This window comes from Pseudomonas sp. CCI1.1 (assembly GCF_034348165.1).
Classification (GTDB): Bacteria; Pseudomonadota; Gammaproteobacteria; order Pseudomonadales; family Pseudomonadaceae; genus Aquipseudomonas; species Aquipseudomonas paracarnis.
The window spans coordinates 4008374-4024813 of sequence record NZ_CP133780.1; the positions used below are offsets into that span (position 1 = coordinate 4008374).

Annotated in this window: 13 protein-coding genes; 6 read left to right on the top strand and 7 right to left on the bottom strand. The window is 60.7% G+C overall.

Annotated features, from left to right (window positions below; genetic code table 11):
• Positions 1–265 precede the first annotated feature (265 nt).
• Positions 266–2188 (top strand): esterase EstP, encoded by a 1923-nt coding sequence (gene estP, locus RHM69_RS18200; RefSeq protein ID WP_019817792.1) that lies wholly within the window; start codon positions 266–268, stop codon positions 2186–2188.
• Positions 2189–2310: 122 nt separating this feature from the next.
• Here estP and trpE read toward each other — a convergent pair whose 3' ends face one another.
• The 4 genes from trpE to RHM69_RS18220 form a co-directional block, all read right to left on the bottom strand.
• Positions 2311–3792, bottom strand: coding sequence for an anthranilate synthase component I (gene trpE, locus RHM69_RS18205; RefSeq protein ID WP_200600066.1), 1482 nt, complete (start codon positions 3790–3792; stop codon positions 2311–2313).
• Between the two features lie 66 nt (positions 3793–3858).
• Positions 3859–4677, bottom strand: coding sequence for a phosphoglycolate phosphatase (locus tag RHM69_RS18210; protein WP_014720172.1), 819 nt, complete (start codon positions 4675–4677; stop codon positions 3859–3861).
• Complete coding sequence (gene rpe / locus RHM69_RS18215) at positions 4674–5348, bottom strand: ribulose-phosphate 3-epimerase (protein ID WP_003194703.1); 675 nt, start codon at positions 5346–5348, stop codon at positions 4674–4676. The genes RHM69_RS18210 and rpe overlap by 4 nt, the downstream gene beginning before the upstream one ends.
• An 84-nt stretch (positions 5349–5432) precedes the next feature.
• Positions 5433–6581 (bottom strand): iron-containing alcohol dehydrogenase, encoded by a 1149-nt coding sequence (locus RHM69_RS18220; RefSeq protein ID WP_014720173.1) that lies wholly within the window; start codon positions 6579–6581, stop codon positions 5433–5435.
• A 213-nt stretch (positions 6582–6794) separates the two neighbouring features.
• On the opposite strand from RHM69_RS18220, the gene RHM69_RS18225 reads away from it, so the two are divergent.
• Positions 6795–7769, top strand: a complete 975-nt coding sequence (locus tag RHM69_RS18225; protein WP_200600068.1) for an alpha/beta hydrolase family protein — start codon at positions 6795–6797, stop codon at positions 7767–7769.
• A 76-nt stretch (positions 7770–7845) separates the two neighbouring features.
• Here the strand turns inward: RHM69_RS18225 and RHM69_RS18230 are convergent, their stop codons facing one another.
• The 3 genes from RHM69_RS18230 to RHM69_RS18240 are packed head-to-tail and all read right to left on the bottom strand — an operon-like array spanning position 7846 to position 10311.
• Complete coding sequence (locus tag RHM69_RS18230) at positions 7846–8613, bottom strand: TerB family tellurite resistance protein (protein WP_014720175.1); 768 nt, start codon at positions 8611–8613, stop codon at positions 7846–7848.
• Between the two features lies 1 nt (position 8614).
• Complete coding sequence (gene murU, locus RHM69_RS18235; RefSeq protein WP_014720176.1) at positions 8615–9289, bottom strand: N-acetylmuramate alpha-1-phosphate uridylyltransferase MurU; 675 nt, start codon at positions 9287–9289, stop codon at positions 8615–8617.
• Positions 9286–10311 carry an aminoglycoside phosphotransferase family protein gene (locus RHM69_RS18240; protein ID WP_014720177.1) on the bottom strand — a complete coding sequence of 342 codons (1026 nt, stop codon included), beginning with the start codon at positions 10309–10311 and terminating at the stop codon, positions 9286–9288. Before RHM69_RS18240 ends, murU begins: the two co-directional genes overlap by 4 nt.
• Before the next feature lie 130 nt (positions 10312–10441).
• Here RHM69_RS18240 and RHM69_RS18245 point away from each other — a divergent pair, with 130 nt between their 5' ends.
• The 4 genes from RHM69_RS18245 to rsmA are packed head-to-tail and all read left to right on the top strand — an operon-like array spanning position 10442 to position 16353.
• On the top strand, positions 10442–13243 hold the full coding sequence (locus tag RHM69_RS18245) for an LPS-assembly protein LptD (protein ID WP_106110918.1): 2802 nt from the start codon (positions 10442–10444) through the stop codon (positions 13241–13243).
• Complete coding sequence (locus tag RHM69_RS18250; RefSeq protein ID WP_137271085.1) at positions 13224–14558, top strand: peptidylprolyl isomerase; 1335 nt, start codon at positions 13224–13226, stop codon at positions 14556–14558. Before RHM69_RS18245 ends, RHM69_RS18250 begins: the two co-directional genes overlap by 20 nt.
• Complete coding sequence (gene pdxA, locus RHM69_RS18255) at positions 14555–15544, top strand: 4-hydroxythreonine-4-phosphate dehydrogenase PdxA (protein ID WP_003194722.1); 990 nt, start codon at positions 14555–14557, stop codon at positions 15542–15544. Before RHM69_RS18250 ends, pdxA begins: the two co-directional genes overlap by 4 nt.
• Positions 15541–16353, top strand: a complete 813-nt coding sequence (gene rsmA / locus RHM69_RS18260) for a 16S rRNA (adenine(1518)-N(6)/adenine(1519)-N(6))-dimethyltransferase RsmA (protein ID WP_020302176.1) — start codon at positions 15541–15543, stop codon at positions 16351–16353. Before pdxA ends, rsmA begins: the two co-directional genes overlap by 4 nt.
• The last annotated feature ends 87 nt before the right edge of the window (positions 16354–16440 follow it).

Here is a 16440-nt window from a genome sequence, read left to right on the forward strand (position 1 = left end):
GCCAGGCCGGCAGAGAAAAATGTCAGGCGCGCCAACGCCAACGGGCGTGTGCCTTGACTACTCGCATCAAGAGTTTGCTGATGATCAACACGGGGAGGGTCTCATTCATACGTTCAGGCACAGTAACGTAGGCTCGCCAGCGGTGCAATATGGAGCCGCAAATACGGGGACGCAACGTAGGTGGATTCCGGATTTCCCTACAGAAAATGCCAGAAATTTTGCTAGTGTTCACTTCCGACATAAAAACAACCCAATGGAATCTTGCATGCTCAGACCAGCGTTTTTCGCGCCCCTTGCCGGCTGCCTCCTATCATTGGCCTGCGCCCAGGCGTTCGCAGCCCCGTCACCTTATTCAACCATGGTGGTTTTCGGCGACAGCCTGGCGGATGCAGGCCAGTTTCCCGACGGTTCGGCCGGCGCCACATTGCGCTTTACCAACCGAACCGGGCCGACCTTCCAGGGTGAATACGGCCTGGTCTCATCGACCCTGCTGGGCACGAAACTGGGCGTCGCTCCCAACGACCTGAATGCTTCCACCTCACCGGTTCGCGCAGCCCAGGGTTTGCCAGACGGCAACAACTGGGCAGTGGGTGGCTACCGTACCGACAATATCCTCGACTCCATTACCTCAGTCTCCAATGCTGCGATTCCCCCAGGCAACCCCGGGGGCGGCACTGTGTTGCGCAGTCGGCAGGGCTATCTGCCGGCTAATGGTGGGAGAGCCGACCCGAACGCACTTTACTTCCTTTCCGGTGGCGGCAATGACTTCCTGCAAGGCCGGGTACTCAGCCCCGCTCAAGCGGTCGCCGCCGGTGGCAGGCTGGCGGACAGCGCCCAGGCCCTGCAACAAGCCGGCGCGCGTTACATTATGGTGTGGATGCTACCCGACCTGGGCCTGACGCCGGCCATCAACGGCACCCCACAGCAAGCAGCGACTTCGGCCCTGAGCACTATTTTCAACCAGTCCCTGGTACAGCGTCTGTCACAAGTGGATGCGCAGGTTATCCCGCTGAACATCCCGCTGCTGTTGAACGAGGCCTTCGCCGATCCAGCCCGCTTCGGCCTAGCCACCGGGCAGAACCTGACGGGCACCTGCTTCAGCGGTAACAGTTGCACCGCCAACCCAACCTATGGCATCGGCGGCACCAACCCGGACCCAACCAAGCTGATCTACAACGACTCGGTCCACCCTACCGTGGCCGGGCAACGCTTGATTGCCGACTACGCCTATTCGCTACTCGCCGCGCCGTGGGAACTGACCTTGCTGCCGGAAATGGCCCAAGGCACATTGCGCGCCCACCAGGACGAGCTGCGTAACCAATGGCAAGCGGACAACGGCAGTTGGCAAGCCGTCGGCCAATGGCGCGCCATAGTGGCCGGCGGCGGCCAACGCCTGGATTTCGATGATCAGAGCAGCTCGGCCAGTGGCGACGGCAGCGGCTATAACCTGAATATCGGTGGCAGCTACCGGCTCGATGAAAACTGGCGCGTGGGCGTTGCCGCCGGCCTGTATCGGCAGACTCTCGAAGCCGGCGCCAATGATTCGGACTACAAGCTCAACAGCTATATGGGCACGGCATTCGCTCAGTATCAGCAGAACCACTGGTGGGCCGATGCCGCATTGACCGGCGGCAAGCTGGACTTTGACAGCCTCAAACGCAAGTTTGCCCTGGGTGTCAGCGAAGGCTCGGAGAAAGGTGACACCGATGGCTGGCTCTGGGCCCTGAGCGGCCGCGTGGGGTATGACATCGCCGCGCCGGGCAGCGACTGGCACCTCTCGCCGTTCATCAGCGCCGATTACGCGCGGGTTGAAGTCAATGGTTACTCGGAGAAAAGCAGCCGCTCCACCGCCCTGACCTTTGACGATCAACAACGCGACTCCAAACGCCTGGGCGTCGGCCTGCAAGGCAGCTACCGCATCACGCCGCAAACCCAGGTTTTTGGCGAAGTGGCCCACGAGCATGAGTTTGAAAATGACACCCAGAAGGTGAACATTTCGCTCAACAGCGTGCAGGGGATCGACTTCAAGCTCGACGGGTATACGCCTCGCAGTAATTCTGACCGCTTGAGCCTGGGTGTCAGCCACAAGCTGACTCAGGACCTGGCGTTGCGGGCGGCGTATAACGTGAGAAAGGATGACAACTTGACCCAGCAAGGCATCAATGTCGGAGTCAGTCTGGATTTCTAAATACTGCGCAAAATAAATGTGGGAGCTGGCTTGCCTGCGATGGCGGTGGATCAGTCACTGAATATCTCAAGTGACACACCGTCGTCGCGGGCAAGCCCGCTCCCACATTTTTTATTCCAGCTTCAGTCTTGTGGAGTTTGCTCTGCCAATGCCACGGCACGGAACATCGCCCGACGCTTGTTGAGGGTTTCTTCCCATTCAAGGGCCGGCACCGAGTCCGCCACAATCCCGCCGCCCGCCTGCACATGCAGTTCGCCGTCCTTGATCACGGCCGTGCGGATCGCAATGGCGGTGTCCATATTGCCGTTCCAGGCAAAATACCCGACGGCGCCGCCGTAGACACCACGCTTGACCGGCTCCAGTTCGTCGATAATTTCCATCGCACGGATCTTCGGCGCCCCCGACAATGTGCCCGCCGGCAAAATCGCTCGCAGGGCGTCCATCGCCGTCAGCCCGGCCTTCAGCTCGCCGGTGACGTTGGACACGATATGCATCACATTGGAATACCGTTCGATGACCATCTTCTCGGTCAGTTTCACCGAGCCGATTTCCGAGACACGCCCGGTGTCGTTGCGCCCCAGGTCGATCAGCATCAGGTGTTCGGCAATTTCCTTTTCGTCGCTGAGCAGGTCTTCTTCCAGCGCCACGTCGGCTTCTTCGGTCGCCCCACGGGGGCGCGTGCCGGCAATCGGGCGCACGGTGATCAGGTTGTCTTCAACCCGCACCAGCACTTCCGGCGAACTGCCCACGACGTGGAAGTCGCCGAAGTTGAAGAAGTACATATACGGCGTCGGGTTGAAGCAACGCAGTGCGCGGTACAGGTCAATCGGCGCCGCCTTGAAGTCGATGGACATGCGTTGCGACGGCACCACTTGCATGCAGTCACCGGCAAGGATGTATTCCTTGATGGTATCGACGGCGCGCTCGTAGTCATCCTGGGTAAAGCTGGAGCGGAACACCGGGTCGGCCGCCGGGGGGCGGCTGAGGTCCAGGCCGCGACGCGGGGTGATCGGCTGGCGAAGTTTTTCCAGCAACGCTTCCAGGTTGGCCTGGCCTTGTTCGAAGGCATCAGCCTGGGCGGGGTCGGCGAGGACAATCGCATGCATCTTGCCGGCGAGGTTGTCGAACACCACCACCGCGTCGGACACCATCAGCAAAATGTCCGGCACCCCCAGCGGGTCCGGGTTCGGGCATTTGCCCAGGCGTTTTTCCACATAGCGCACGCAGTCATAGCCGAAGTACCCCACCAGGCCGCCATTGAAGCGCGGCAGGCCAGCAATGGTCGGCACGTTGTAGCGCGCCTTGAAGGTTTCGACAAAGGCCAGCGGGTCTTCTAAGTCATGGCTTTCGATCTCCACGCCGTCATGGGTGATGCTCACATGATGGTCGTGCACCCGCAGCACCGTGCGGCATGGCAGGCCAATGATCGAGTAACGGCCCCACTTCTCGCCGCCTTGTACCGACTCAAGCAGGTAAGAGTTGGGCTCATCGGCCAGCTTCAGGTAGATCGACAGCGGCGTATCGAAGTCGGCCAGGGTTTCGCAAGCCATGGGGATACGGTTGTAGCCGGCAGCGGCCAAACGCAGGAATTCTTCGCGGGTCATGAGGTGCCTCGTGGTGTGAGGGTCAAGTCAGGTAGGCAAACGTGCCGCACACGCGGCCTGGATCAGTCAGGCGCGCCAACGCCAGCGGGCCAGGGCCTTGATGACTTTCATCCAGAGTTTGCGAGTGACCACCACGATGGAATTTCCAGAAGGGGACGAATCAATGTCGGGCAACGTTATCTCAGCGCCCGCGCCCAAGCAACCGGGGATTAGCAGTCGCAGGTCATCAATGACCAGAGCGGGGGACTCCTCCGCAATCGGCCGGCCATGGTTGTAACCATAACTCAAGGCCACGCACTGCACGCCCGCCGCTTTAGCCGCCAACACATCACTGCGCGAATCGCCGACAAACAGCGACTGAGACGCCGGAATATTGGCCATTTTCATTACGAAAAACAGGGCCGCAGGGTCTGGTTTTTTCTGCGGCAAGGTATCGCCGCCGATGATCCAGCGGAAGTAGCGCCCGATTTTCATCTGGTCCAACAACGGCGCAACGAAGCGCTCCGGCTTGTTGGTGATCAGGGCCATTTCCACGCCCTGCTTGCTCAACCACTTGAGGGTGTCACGCACGCCGGGGTAAACCACGGTCAGTTCGTGGCTGCTTTCGTAAGCGGCATTGAACAGCTCCAAGGCATGTTCTGCCTCGACCTCATCCACGCCCGTGGCATCGATGTCGTTGGCCAGGGCCCGGCGCACCAACATCGGCGCGCCATTGCCGACCCACTTGCGCACTGACTCGATGCCTGCCGGTTTGCGCCCCAGCTTGAGCAGCATCTGGTCCACCGCGGCCGCCAGGTCGGGCACCGAGTCGATCAAGGTACCGTCCAGATCGAACATCACCAGCCGTGGCAATTTGCCGGGGAACAACTGCTCAAAACCGCTCATGGACGCGCCAGCGCCAGTTCGGCACGCATCTTGTCAATGACGGCCTGGTAGTCCGGGGCATTGAAAATCGCCGAGCCGGCCACGAAGGTATCGGCACCCGCTGCGGCGATCTCACGGATATTGTTGACGTTAACGCCGCCGTCAATCTCCAGGCGAATGTCACGCCCCGACGCATCAATCAGCGCACGGGCCTCACGCAGCTTGTTCAAGGTGCCAGGGATGAACTTCTGCCCGCCGAAGCCTGGGTTGACGCTCATCAGCAAGACCATGTCGACCTTGTCCATCACGTACTCAAGCACGCTCAGCGGAGTGGCCGGGTTGAATACCAGGCCCGCCTTGCAGCCGCCTTCGCGGATCAGTTGCAAGGTGCGGTCAACGTGCAATGTAGCTTCCGGGTGGAAGGTGATGTAAGTCGCACCCGCCTCGATGAAGTCACCGACGATACGGTCTACCGGACTGACCATCAGGTGCGCATCAATCGGCGCGGTGATGCCGTACTTGCGCAACGCGGCGCACACCATCGGGCCGATGGTCAGGTTGGGTACGTAGTGGTTGTCCATGACATCGAAGTGCACGAAGTCGGCACCGGCGGCCAACACCTTGTCCACTTCCTCACCCAGGCGGGCGAAGTCGGCAGAGAGAATCGATGGAGCAATGACGAAGGGCTGCATGACGCACCTTTTTTGAGCTAAATCACGATGGCGCGCATTGTATACCTCATGCTTTGCTGCGCGCACCGTGACCTATCTCAACGGTTAGTAAGCTGCCCGGTAGATTTTTTCGATATCGGCGGCGCTGAGCTTGCGCGGGTTGTTACGCATCAAGCGTTCAATGCCTGCAGCTTCGCTGGCCATGGCCGGGATGGCGTCCTCGGGCACGCCGAAACTGCGCAGGCCGGACGGGATCTCCACTGCCGCACATAACCGCGTCATCGCCTCTACAGCCTGGTCGGCAGCGTCATTCACACTCAGCCCGGCGATATTGACGCCCATGGCCTGGGCGATGTCCTGCATACGCTCGACGCAGGCCAATTTGTTCCAGTGCATGACATACGGCAGCAACAGCGCATTACTGACGCCATGGGCAATATTGAAGCGCCCACCCAACGGGTACGCCAGCGCATGCACGGCACCGACGCCCGCGTTGCCAAATGCCATGCCGGCCATCAGGCTGGCGGTGGCCATGTCGTCACGGGCCTGCAGGTTGGCCGGGTTGGCGTAAGCCTTGGGCAACGCGCTGGCAATCAATCTGATCGCACCGATGGCCAGGGCGTCGGTAATCGGCGAGGCATGCAGCGACAGGTAGGACTCGATGGCATGCACCAAGGCGTCCACGCCGCTGGCGGCCGTAACACCTCGCGGGCAGGTCAAGGTCATTTGCGGGCTGATCAGCGCGACATCCGGCAGCAAGTAATCGCTGACGATGCCTTTTTTCAGCTGTGCAGCCTTGTCGGACAGTATCGCCACATTGGTCACCTCCGAGCCGGTACCGGCCGTGGTGGGGATGGCGATCAACGGCGGGCCTTTGCGCGGCACCTGATCGACGCCAAACAAGTCCGCCAGCGCGCCGTGATAACCGGCATAGGCCGCCACGCTCTTGGCGATGTCGATGGCACTGCCGCCGCCCACACCGATCAGGCCGTCATGCCCCCCTTCGCGGTACGCACGCATGCAGTCTTCGACGATGGCAATTTCCGGATCGGGCAGCACGCGGTCGAAGATTTCGTAGGCTCGATCACCCAGATGCTCCAAGGCCAGCGCAACGGTACCGGACTGGACCAGCGCGGCGTCAGTGACGATCAGTGGGTTATCCACATCCAGGCGCGTGAGTTCGGCAGCCAGTTGTTCGATGGCACCTGCACCGGTCAGCAGTTTGTGGGCGATCTTGAATGAGGAAGTACTCATGTGCGCGGCCTCTTATGAATGATGGGCTGGCACAAGAATAGCTGCCCCTGGCGTGTTGTCTGCCATTCATTGGTTGAATGGCCGCGCCGCGACCATCAAGACAGCTAACAAACCGCCGATAGCCTGTCGGTAGCGAGAACCGCGCCTCATACCCCTGACAAATACCGACCTACCCATTAGGCTGCTGGAATCACTTCTGGCCGGGAATCAACGATGCTTTTTCTTCACCGTTCGGCACTGCCAGCATTGTGCCTGTCACTGCTGTTTACCAGCGTCTTGCCTGTTCAGGCCGAGGATGCCCCCTCGCCTGCCGTCGAAAAACCGGCTGAACGCCAGGCCTTGCCCGAGCGTAGCCAGCAAGAAGCCAGTGCGCTCGAACGGCAGGTGCCGCAGCAGGAGCAACAGCAATTGCAAGCTGGTAGCGATTCGTTCCTGGCGCTATGGAAACCCGCCAACAGCGCCGAAGCCGAGGGTGTGGTGATTCTCATACCAGGTGCCGGGGAGAACGCGGACTGGCCGCAGGCCATCGCGCCTCTGCGGCGCAAGTTACCGGACGCCGCCTGGGGCACCCTCAGCCTGTCATTGCCTGACGTCAGTGTGGACACCCTGCCGCCACGGCTCATCGAGCCGCCGACAGCGGCGGTCGATACCAGCAGCAAGGAAGGCAGCACCGCAGCCAAGCCGGTCGAACAAGCCGCCAGTGCCGAGGCCGAGGGCACAGACCCGGCGGTGGTGCCGGGGGCGGATGAACAGGACAAGACCGACGCCAAGCGGATCTTCGACCGTATCGACGCCGCCGTCGCCTTCGCCCAGACCCAAAGCGCCCGCAGCGTGGTGTTGCTCGGCCATGGCACCGGGGCCTGGTGGGCGGCACGCTACCTCAGCGAGAAACAACCCTCCCAGGTGCAGAGGTTGGTGATGGTGGCCGGCAAGACGCCCGCAGCTCGCCAACCGGACCTGCAGCAACTGGCGCCGGCCTTGAAGGTGCCCGCGGCGGATGTGTTCTATCAAGAGGGCGCCCAGGATCGCAAGAACGCCCTGGAGCGACTCCAGGCGGCCAAGCGCTCGAAGAATGACAGCTATAAGCAGGTGTCGCTCACGGCGTTACCCGGCAATAGCGCGGCGGAGCAAGAGCAGTTGTACCGCAGGGTTCGCGGGTGGCTGAGCCCGCAGGGCAGCGCAGACTGATCACATAGTCGACCATGTCGCACAACGATGTGGCAGGGGCAAGCCCCCTCCCACATGGCGTTGAGTGGCGATAGTCTCAACGAAAATCCCGCCGCTCGCGAATCAGCGCATAGGCGTTATGCAACTCTCGGGTTCGTTCGGTCGCCTCCCGCACTTGCGCGGGGCTGGCACCCGTGCCGGCGATCTTGTCCGGATGGTGACGGCTGAGCAGGCGGCGGTAGGCGCGCTTGATCACCGAAGGCTCAGTGGTTGCCGTCACCCCCAGGATACGCAACGCCTCCTGATAGGCACCGCCACGATTGGCCAATGGCTTGCGCTCCGGCGCGTAATCGGTCGCCAATGCCTGAAGCTGCTGTGGCGTCCAGCCCAACCACTTGCCCCACTGGTCGATCAGGTCGCGCTCGGCAGCATCCGCTCGACCGTCCGCCCACGCCATGCGCCAACAGGCGCGCAGCACGCCTTCCGCCGCATGGGGCTGCGTCTTGAGCACCCGCAGGTAACGGCGAACCCGGTCGCTGCCGGACTTGCCACGGTTGAAGGCGCTGATCGCGCGGCGCTGGGCCGGCTCACTCATGTCCAGTGCGCGCATCTCCTGGCGCGCTTGCTGGATATGCCCATCGACAACCCGGCCATTACTCTTGGCCAGGCGTCCCAGCAGCACAAACAGCAGTTCATCGTTGCGCAAAGCCGGGCGCCCACCCAGGCGTTCACGCAACTGCGCCCAACTGTGCAGTTGCAGACGGCGATCCAGCGCCTGCCCCAGCAATGCCCCCAACAGAGCCCCCGGGATACTGGCAATGGCAAAGCCAGCCCCGGCGCCGATCAGCGTCCCTGGCCACAACATCCTACTGCCCCGCTGTCAGCAAGGTTTCGACCTGCGCCAATCGCTCCAGCGTCCCTACATCCACCCAGCGTCCTGCCATGTGCTCCCCCGTTACCAAACCTTTGGCCATGGCCTCGCGCAACAGCGGGGCCAGCTTGAAGGCACCGGCGCTGCAACCCGCGAACAACTTGGGGTCGAGCACTGAAATGCCACTGAAGGTCAGGTTATCGGCACCGGGCGCGGCATCATGAAGCACACCGTGATCCAGGTAGAAATCCCCGCCCGAGGGGTGGTGTGCTGGGTTGTCGACCATCACCAAGTGCGCCAGGCCCCGGATCGGCTGCTTGAGCTGGATGAAATCGTAGTCAGTCCAGATATCGCCATTGACCACCAGAAACGGTTCGTCGCCCAGCAGCGGCAATGCCTGGAATATGCCGCCCCCCGTTTCCAGCGGTTCACCCTCCGGGGAGTAGCGGATGCGCAGACCGAACTGGGCACCGTCGCCCAGGTAGCTTTCGATCTGCTCGCCGAGCCAGGCGTGGTTGATCACGATCTCGGTAAAACCGGCCTTCGCCAAGGCTTCAAGGTGATACTCGATCAGCCGCTTGCCGCCGGCTTGCACCAGCGGCTTGGGCGTATGCAGGGTGAGCGGGCGCATGCGCTCGCCCTTGCCCGCCGCCAGGATCATCGCCTTCATACGCTGGCCTCGGCAGGTTCGCGCAGGCTGGCGAGTAACTCGCCCAGGTCACTCAACTCGGGTCGGTCGGCCAGCACCGCTTCTATATAAGCAAAGAAACGCGGCACGTCGGCCAGGTAGCGTGGTTTGCCGTCGCGGTGGCAGATACGCGAAAAGATGCCGATAACCTTGAGGTGACGCTGCACGCCCATCAGGTCGCTGGCACGCAGGAACTCCTCAAAGTCGTCCTGTACTGGAATCCCCAACTGTCCGGCACGCTGCCAATAGCCACGCTGCCATTCGCGCACGCGGGCCTGGGGCCAACTGAGGAAGGCGTCCTTGAACAGGCAGGTGATGTCATAGGTCACCGGGCCGTAGACCGCGTCCTGGAAATCCAGCACGCCAGGGCTTGGCTCACTGATCATCAGGTTGCGCGGCATGTAGTCGCGGTGCACCAGCACCTTGGGCTGGGCCAGGGCGCTGTCGATCAACTGCTGGCTGGCACGTTGCCAGAGGGCTTGTTGCTCAGGGTCGAGGTCGATGCCCAAGTGACGGCGCACATACCATTCCGGGAACAGCTCCAGCTCGCGACGCAATAAAGCCACGTCATAGCTGGGCAACGGTGCATCCATCGGCAATTGCTGGAAAGCCAGCAGCGCGTCGATGGCATCGGCAAATAATTGGTCGGCATTTTCACCGTCAATCACGTCCAGATAGGTTTTTGTGCCTAGGTCATTGAGCAAAAGAAAGCCACGGGGCAAATCTTCTGCATAAATTTTTGGCACATTTATTCCCGATTTCGCGAGCAAATGCGCAATATCGACGAAAGGTTTGCAGTTTTCCTGGGGGGGTGGCGCGTCCATGACGACGAACGTATGGGCACCGCCCTCCCATCGGAAGTAACGCCTGAAACTCGCGTCGCTGCTGGCCGCGGTCAATGTGGCCGGGGGCACGGGGCCCCAGTCCTGAGCGTTGAAAAGAATCGGCAACTGCTCATCCAGCCAGACTTCCAGCTGTTGTAAACGTAGATCGTGCTCGGGCATTACAAGGGTCTCCGACGGCGCTAGCCGTCAAGCGGGGCATGCTTTATTATCACGCATCTTTTTCAGACCATCGAGAGGCGTGCGGCCCAAACCGCGGGCAGATGGCACGCAGGAAGCCCGGACTAATAAGATGGCATTGAAATCCCCCGCGTTTCGTAGAAAATTTCCGTTGCTGGTAACCGGCAGTCTGCTGGCCTTGCAACCTTTCGCCACCTCATTCGTGGTCGCCGCGGAACAGTATGACTGCTCAGTCTCTGCTTCGGGTGCCTGGGATTGTGCGCCGAAGACGGCCGCCGCCCCATTGCCACCGCGCCCGGTGCATGACGGTGCTGCCGTCAGCTCGGCCAACAGCACGCCGCAAGGCAAAGCTGGCGGCAGCGTCGACGCCGAGCCCAAGACCATGCTGGTCACCGAAGCCAAGGGCCGTGGCCTGCGCTCGCGCAGCGCCGACTACAGCCACCTGGACTGGGTACCTCGCGACAAGCTGACCGCAGCACAGTTGGCCGAAACCGGCCCTTACTGCGGCGGCGCGTACATCGAGCCGACTCGTCCTGGCATGAACGACAAGACGAACAAGAGCGATGCGCCGACCTTCATCGGCGCCAAGGCCTCGCGTTACGAGCAGGAGCAGCAAGTCGCTACCCTGGCCGGTGACGTGGTCATGCGCCAGGGCAGCATGCAACTGGAAGCGGACGAAGCCAGCCTGTACCAGGCTGAGAACCGTGGCGAACTAAATGGCAAGGTGCGCCTGCGCGACAACGGCGCCCTGATCGTGGGTGACCACGCTCAAGTCCAGCTCGACACCGGCGCCGCCCAGATCGATAACGCCGAATACGTGATGCACAAGTCACGCATCCGCGGTAACGCGCTGTACGCCAAGCGTGCAGAGAATGCGATCATCCGTCTCAAGGACGGTACGTACACCACCTGCGAGCCGGACAGCAACGCCTGGCAGCTCAAGGGCAACAACATCACGTTGAACCCGGCCACCGGTTTCGGTACGGCGACCAACGCGACGTTGCGGGTCAAGAACATCCCGATCCTGTACACCCCGTACATCTACTTCCCGATCGACGACCGTCGCCAATCCGGCTTCCTGCCGCCGAGCTTCAGCACCGGTGGGGAAACTGGCTTTACGCTGGTAACACCGTACTACTTCAACCTGGCGCCGAACTACGATGCCACGTTGTACCCGCAGTACATGACCAAGCGCGGCATGTTGATGGAGGGCGAGTTCCGCTATCTGACCAAGTCGAGTGAAGGGCAGTTTGGTGGGGCGTACCTCAACGACGACAATGACGAGCGCAAGAAGCAGACTGATTACGAAAAAACCCGCTATATGCTCAATTGGCAGCATAAGGGTGGGTTAGATTCGCGTCTGACGACCTTGGTTGATTACACCAAGATCAGTGATCCGTTCTATTTCCAGGATTTGAAGTCCTATCAGGAAGGCGTTCAGAGCCAGGACTTCCTGAACCAACAGGGTACCGTGAGCTACCGTGGCGACAGCTACCAGGCTGCCGTGAACTTGCAGTCGTACCAGTTGGCGACGATTTCCCAAATCACGCCATATGATCGACTACCGCAGATCACCTTTAACGGTACGCTCCCGTTTCAACCGGCGGGGCTGAACTTCTCTTATGAGACCGAAGCAGTCAGGTTTGATCGTGACCTGCGTAGCGGCAGAGTGCTCGACAAAGATGGCGGCCCGTTCGATCCTGTAACAGGCCTTCTCGGTGAAAAGCGGCTGGATGACAACGTAACAGGTTTGACCCGTGCAAACGGTACCCGTCTGAACGTTGCTCCAGCTGTCTCTTACCCGATGAACTGGAGCTACGGCTTTATCACGCCGAAGTTGAAGTACGTCTATACCAAATATGATTTGGATCTTGATGGTAAAGGCAAGTCGCAATTACCTGTCGGCCAGACCTTTGACAGCTCGCAAGATCGCTCTGTACCTATCGCCAGCATCGACAGCGGCCTGTACTTCGACCGTAAAACCAATTGGTTCGGCAAAGACTACAACCAGACCCTCGAACCTCGTGCGTTCTACCTCTACGTACCGAATAGAGATCAAACCGAGATCCCGGTCTTCGACACCAGCGAAAACTCTTTCAGCTACTCCTCGCTGTTCCGGGATAACCGTTTCAGTGGTTCTGACCGTATCGGTGACGAGAACAAGCTGTCCTTTGGGCTTACCAGCCGTTGGATCGAAGAAAATGGCTTCGAACGTCAGCGTGCATCGATTGGTCAAGCGATGTACTTCAAGGATCGCGAAGTTCAATTGCCAGGTGTAGATGCCAAGACACGTGATGATGCGCACTCGAACGTATCTCCTGTTGCACTGGAGTACGAGTTCCGCTTCAACCGCGACTGGCGCGCCACAGCCGACTACAACTGGGATACCGAGACCCATAGTCCTCGCTCCGGCAGCGCAATGTTCCACTACCAGCCGGAAGACAATCCGAACAAGGTCGTCAACCTGGGCTACCGCTATCGCAACGACCAGGTTGTCTACAACCAGCTGACCGGCAAATGGCAGTTTGGCGGCGACTTTGGCCAGGAAGGTGACAAAGATTTCGTGAAGGATTACTACAAAATCCAACAACACGACTTCTCGATGATGTGGCCGATTGTTCCTCAGTGGAACCTGATCACCCGCTGGCAGTACGACTATGCCCGCAACCGTACCCTGGAAGCCTTCGGTGGTTTCGAGTACGACAACTGCTGCTGGAAACTGCGCGTCATCAACCGTTACTGGGTTTCCAACGACGAATACACGCAGCTCGCCCCTCAGAACGAAAAGGGTGACCACGGGCTCTTCTTCCAGATCGTCCTTAAAGGACTCGGCGGCCTGACCGGCGCCAAGGTAGAGAGCTTCCTCGACAAAGGCATTGAAGGTTATCGTGAACGTGAAGACAAAGCTTTCTGAGTGTTTGCGCCCGCTAGTGCTGGGCGCGCTGTTCCTGGGTACTGTTTCGGCACACGCCGCGGTTCAACAGCTGGATAAAGTAGCGGCCATCGTCGACAACGACGTGATCATGCAGAGCCAGCTGGACCAACGGGTCAAGGAAGTTCAGCAAACCATCGCCAAGCGTGGCGGTGGTGTGCCACCGAGCAGCGTCCTGGAACCCCAGGTGCTGGAGCGTCTGATCGTCGAGAACCTGCAATTGCAGATTGGCGACCGTTCTGGCATCCGTATTTCAGACGAAGAATTGAACCAGGCCGTTGGCACCATCGCTCAGCGTAACAACATGAGCATTGATCAGTTCCGCGCCGCCCTGGCTCGCGATGGTTTGTCCTACGAGGACGCCCGTGACCAGATCAAGCGCGAAATGATCATCAGCCGTGTGCGCCAGCGCCGTGTGGCCGAGCGGGTTCAGGTGTCCGAGCAGGAAGTGAAGAACTTCCTGGCCTCGGACCTGGGCAAGATGCAGCTCTCCGAAGAGTTGCACTTGGCCAATATCCTGATCCCAACCCCGGACGGAGCCAACTCTGAGCAGCTTAATGCCGCCGCCGCTAAAACCCAGGCGATCTATGAGCGCCTGAAAGCGGGTGCAGATTTTGCCCAGATGGCCATTGCTCAGTCCGGCAGCGACAACGCCCTCGAAGGCGGTGACATGGGCTGGCGTAAAGCCGCTCAATTGCCACCTCCGTTTGATCGCGAATTGAGCGCCATGGAAGTCGGTGGCATTACCCAGCCAGCCCGCACCCCGGGTGGCTTCATCATCCTGAAGCTGCTGGAACGTCGCGGTGGCGAGACTTCGCTGAAAGACGAAGTCCATGTTCGTCACATCCTGGTCAAACCGAGCGAAATCCGCACCGAGGCACAAACCAAGGAACTGGCCCAGAAGATCTACGACCGCATTGAAAGCGGTGAAGACTTCGCCACCCTGGCTAAAAGCTTCTCGGAAGACCCAGGTTCTGCCCTTAACGGCGGCGACCTGAACTGGATCGACCCGAAAGCTCTGGTGCCTGAGTTCCAGCAGGTTATGGCCGAGACACCGCAAGGCGTATTGTCCAAGCCGTTCAAGACTCAGTACGGCTGGCATGTGCTGGAAGTGCTTGGCCGTCGCGCCACGGACAACACCACCCAGGCCCGCGAGCAGCAAGCCCTGAGCGTACTGCGTAACCGCAAATACGACGAAGAGCTGCAAACCTGGCTGCGTCAGATCCGTGACGAAGCGTATGTAGAGAACAAGCTGCCAGGCGCCGAGCAAACAGGCACCGACCAGGCACCCCAGTGAAACCCCAGCGTTTCGCGGTGACACCCGGCGAGCCAGCCGGCATTGGTCCAGACCTGTGCCTGCTGCTCGCCTCGCAACCCCAGCCACACCCCCTGATTGCCATTACCAGCCGCGACCTGCTCCTTGAGCGGGCCGCGCAACTGGGTGTGGCCGTCAACCTGCTGGACGTGGCGCCGGGCAACTGGCCCGACCTGCCGGCCCCCGCCGGCAGCCTGTATGTGTGGGACACCCCGCTGCAAGCCAAAGTGGTTGCAGGGCAGTTGAATACGGCCAACGCGGCATTTGTGCTGGAGACGTTGACCCGTGCGGGCCAAGGCTGCATCGACGGCGACTTCGCCGGCATGATTACCGCACCGGTGCACAAAGGTGTGATCAACGAATCCGGTATCGCCTTTTCCGGCCATACCGAATTCCTCGCGGAACTAACCCATACCGCTCAAGTGGTGATGATGCTCGCCACCCGCGGCCTGCGTGTGGCGCTGGTGACCACCCACTTGCCGCTGCGTGAAATCGCCGATGCCATCACTGCCGAGCGTGTGGAGCGTGTCACGCGCATCCTGCACAGCGACCTGCAACACAAATTCGGCATTGCCCAACCGCGTATCCTGGTCTGTGGGCTTAACCCCCACGCCGGTGAAGGCGGCCACTTGGGCCATGAAGAAATCGACATCATTGAACCGACATTAGAGCGCCTGCGCCAAGAAGGCATGGACCTACGCGGCCCATTGCCTGCAGACACTCTGTTCACCCCCAAATATCTGGAGCACTGCGACGCAGTGCTGGCGATGTACCACGACCAGGGGCTGCCCGTGCTGAAATACAAAGGCTTCGGCGCCGCAGTCAACGTGACACTGGGCCTGCCGATCATCCGCACTTCCGTCGACCATGGCACCGCCCTGGACCTCGCAGGCAGCGGCAAGATCGATACCGGCAGCCTGCACGTGGCCCTGGAAACCGCCTACCAGATGGCCGAGACCCGTATATGACTGAGCATTACCAACACCGGGCGCGCAAGCGCTTCGGGCAGAACTTCCTGCATGACGCTGGCGTAATCGATCGCATCCTGCGCTCCATCCATGCCAAGCCAGAAGACCGCCTGCTGGAAATCGGCCCAGGCCAGGGCGCGCTGACCCAGGGCCTGCTGGCCAGCGGCGGGCAACTGGACGTCGTGGAACTGGACAAGGACCTGATCCCGATCCTCAACCAGCAGTTCGCCGGCAAAACCAACTTCAACCTGCACCAGGGCGACGCGCTGAAGTTCGACTTCAACAGCCTTGGCGCTGCGCCCAACAGCCTGCGGGTGGTGGGTAACCTGCCGTACAACATCTCCACGCCGCTGATTTTTCACCTGCTGAACAACGCCGGGATCATCCGCGACATGCACTTCATGCTGCAAAAAGAAGTGGTGGAGCGCCTGGCCGCAGGCCCTGGCGGTGGTGACTGGGGCCGCTTGTCGATCATGGTCCAGTATCACTGCCGCGTAGAGCACCTGTTCAACGTCGGCCCGGGCGCGTTCAACCCGCCACCGAAGGTCGATTCAGCCATCGTGCGCCTGGTGCCGCATGCCGTACTGCCGCACCCGGCCAAGGATCACAAACTGCTGGAACGTGTGGTACGCGAAGCGTTCAACCAACGCCGCAAGACCTTGCGTAACACACTCAAAGCCCTGCTGAGCAATGCTGAAATCGAAGCCGCCGGCGTCGACGGCGGCCTGCGCCCCGAGCAACTGGACCTGGCCGCGTTCGTGCGCCTGGCTGACCAGCTTGCCATCCAGCCAGCGCCAACAGCGCAATAGGGTTCAACACCCTCCAATGTGGGAGCGGGCTTGCTCGCGAATGCGGTGGATCAGTTATAGATCAGTTGACTGACGCACCGCATTCGC

Bases quoted from the DNA above. Each gene is read 5' to 3' on its own strand.
- murU (WP_014720176.1), bottom strand. From the start codon at position 9,289: ATGAAGGCGATGATCCTGGCGGCGGGCAAGGGCGAGCGCATGCGCCCG.
- RHM69_RS18245 (WP_106110918.1), top strand. From the start codon at position 10,442: ATGGCATTGAAATCCCCCGCGTTTCGTAGAAAATTTCCGTTGCTGGTA.
- estP (WP_019817792.1), top strand. From the start codon at position 266: ATGCTCAGACCAGCGTTTTTCGCGCCCCTTGCCGGCTGCCTCCTATCA.
- RHM69_RS18230 (WP_014720175.1), bottom strand. From the start codon at position 8,613: ATGTTGTGGCCAGGGACGCTGATCGGCGCCGGGGCTGGCTTTGCCATT.
- RHM69_RS18240 (WP_014720177.1), bottom strand. From the start codon at position 10,311: ATGCCCGAGCACGATCTACGTTTACAACAGCTGGAAGTCTGGCTGGAT.
- RHM69_RS18220 (WP_014720173.1), bottom strand. From the start codon at position 6,581: ATGAGTACTTCCTCATTCAAGATCGCCCACAAACTGCTGACCGGTGCA.
- rpe (WP_003194703.1), bottom strand. From the start codon at position 5,348: ATGCAGCCCTTCGTCATTGCTCCATCGATTCTCTCTGCCGACTTCGCC.
- RHM69_RS18225 (WP_200600068.1), top strand. From the start codon at position 6,795: ATGCTTTTTCTTCACCGTTCGGCACTGCCAGCATTGTGCCTGTCACTG.
- RHM69_RS18210 (WP_014720172.1), bottom strand. From the start codon at position 4,677: ATGAGCGGTTTTGAGCAGTTGTTCCCCGGCAAATTGCCACGGCTGGTG.
- trpE (WP_200600066.1), bottom strand. From the start codon at position 3,792: ATGACCCGCGAAGAATTCCTGCGTTTGGCCGCTGCCGGCTACAACCGT.
- rsmA (WP_020302176.1), top strand. From the start codon at position 15,541: ATGACTGAGCATTACCAACACCGGGCGCGCAAGCGCTTCGGGCAGAAC.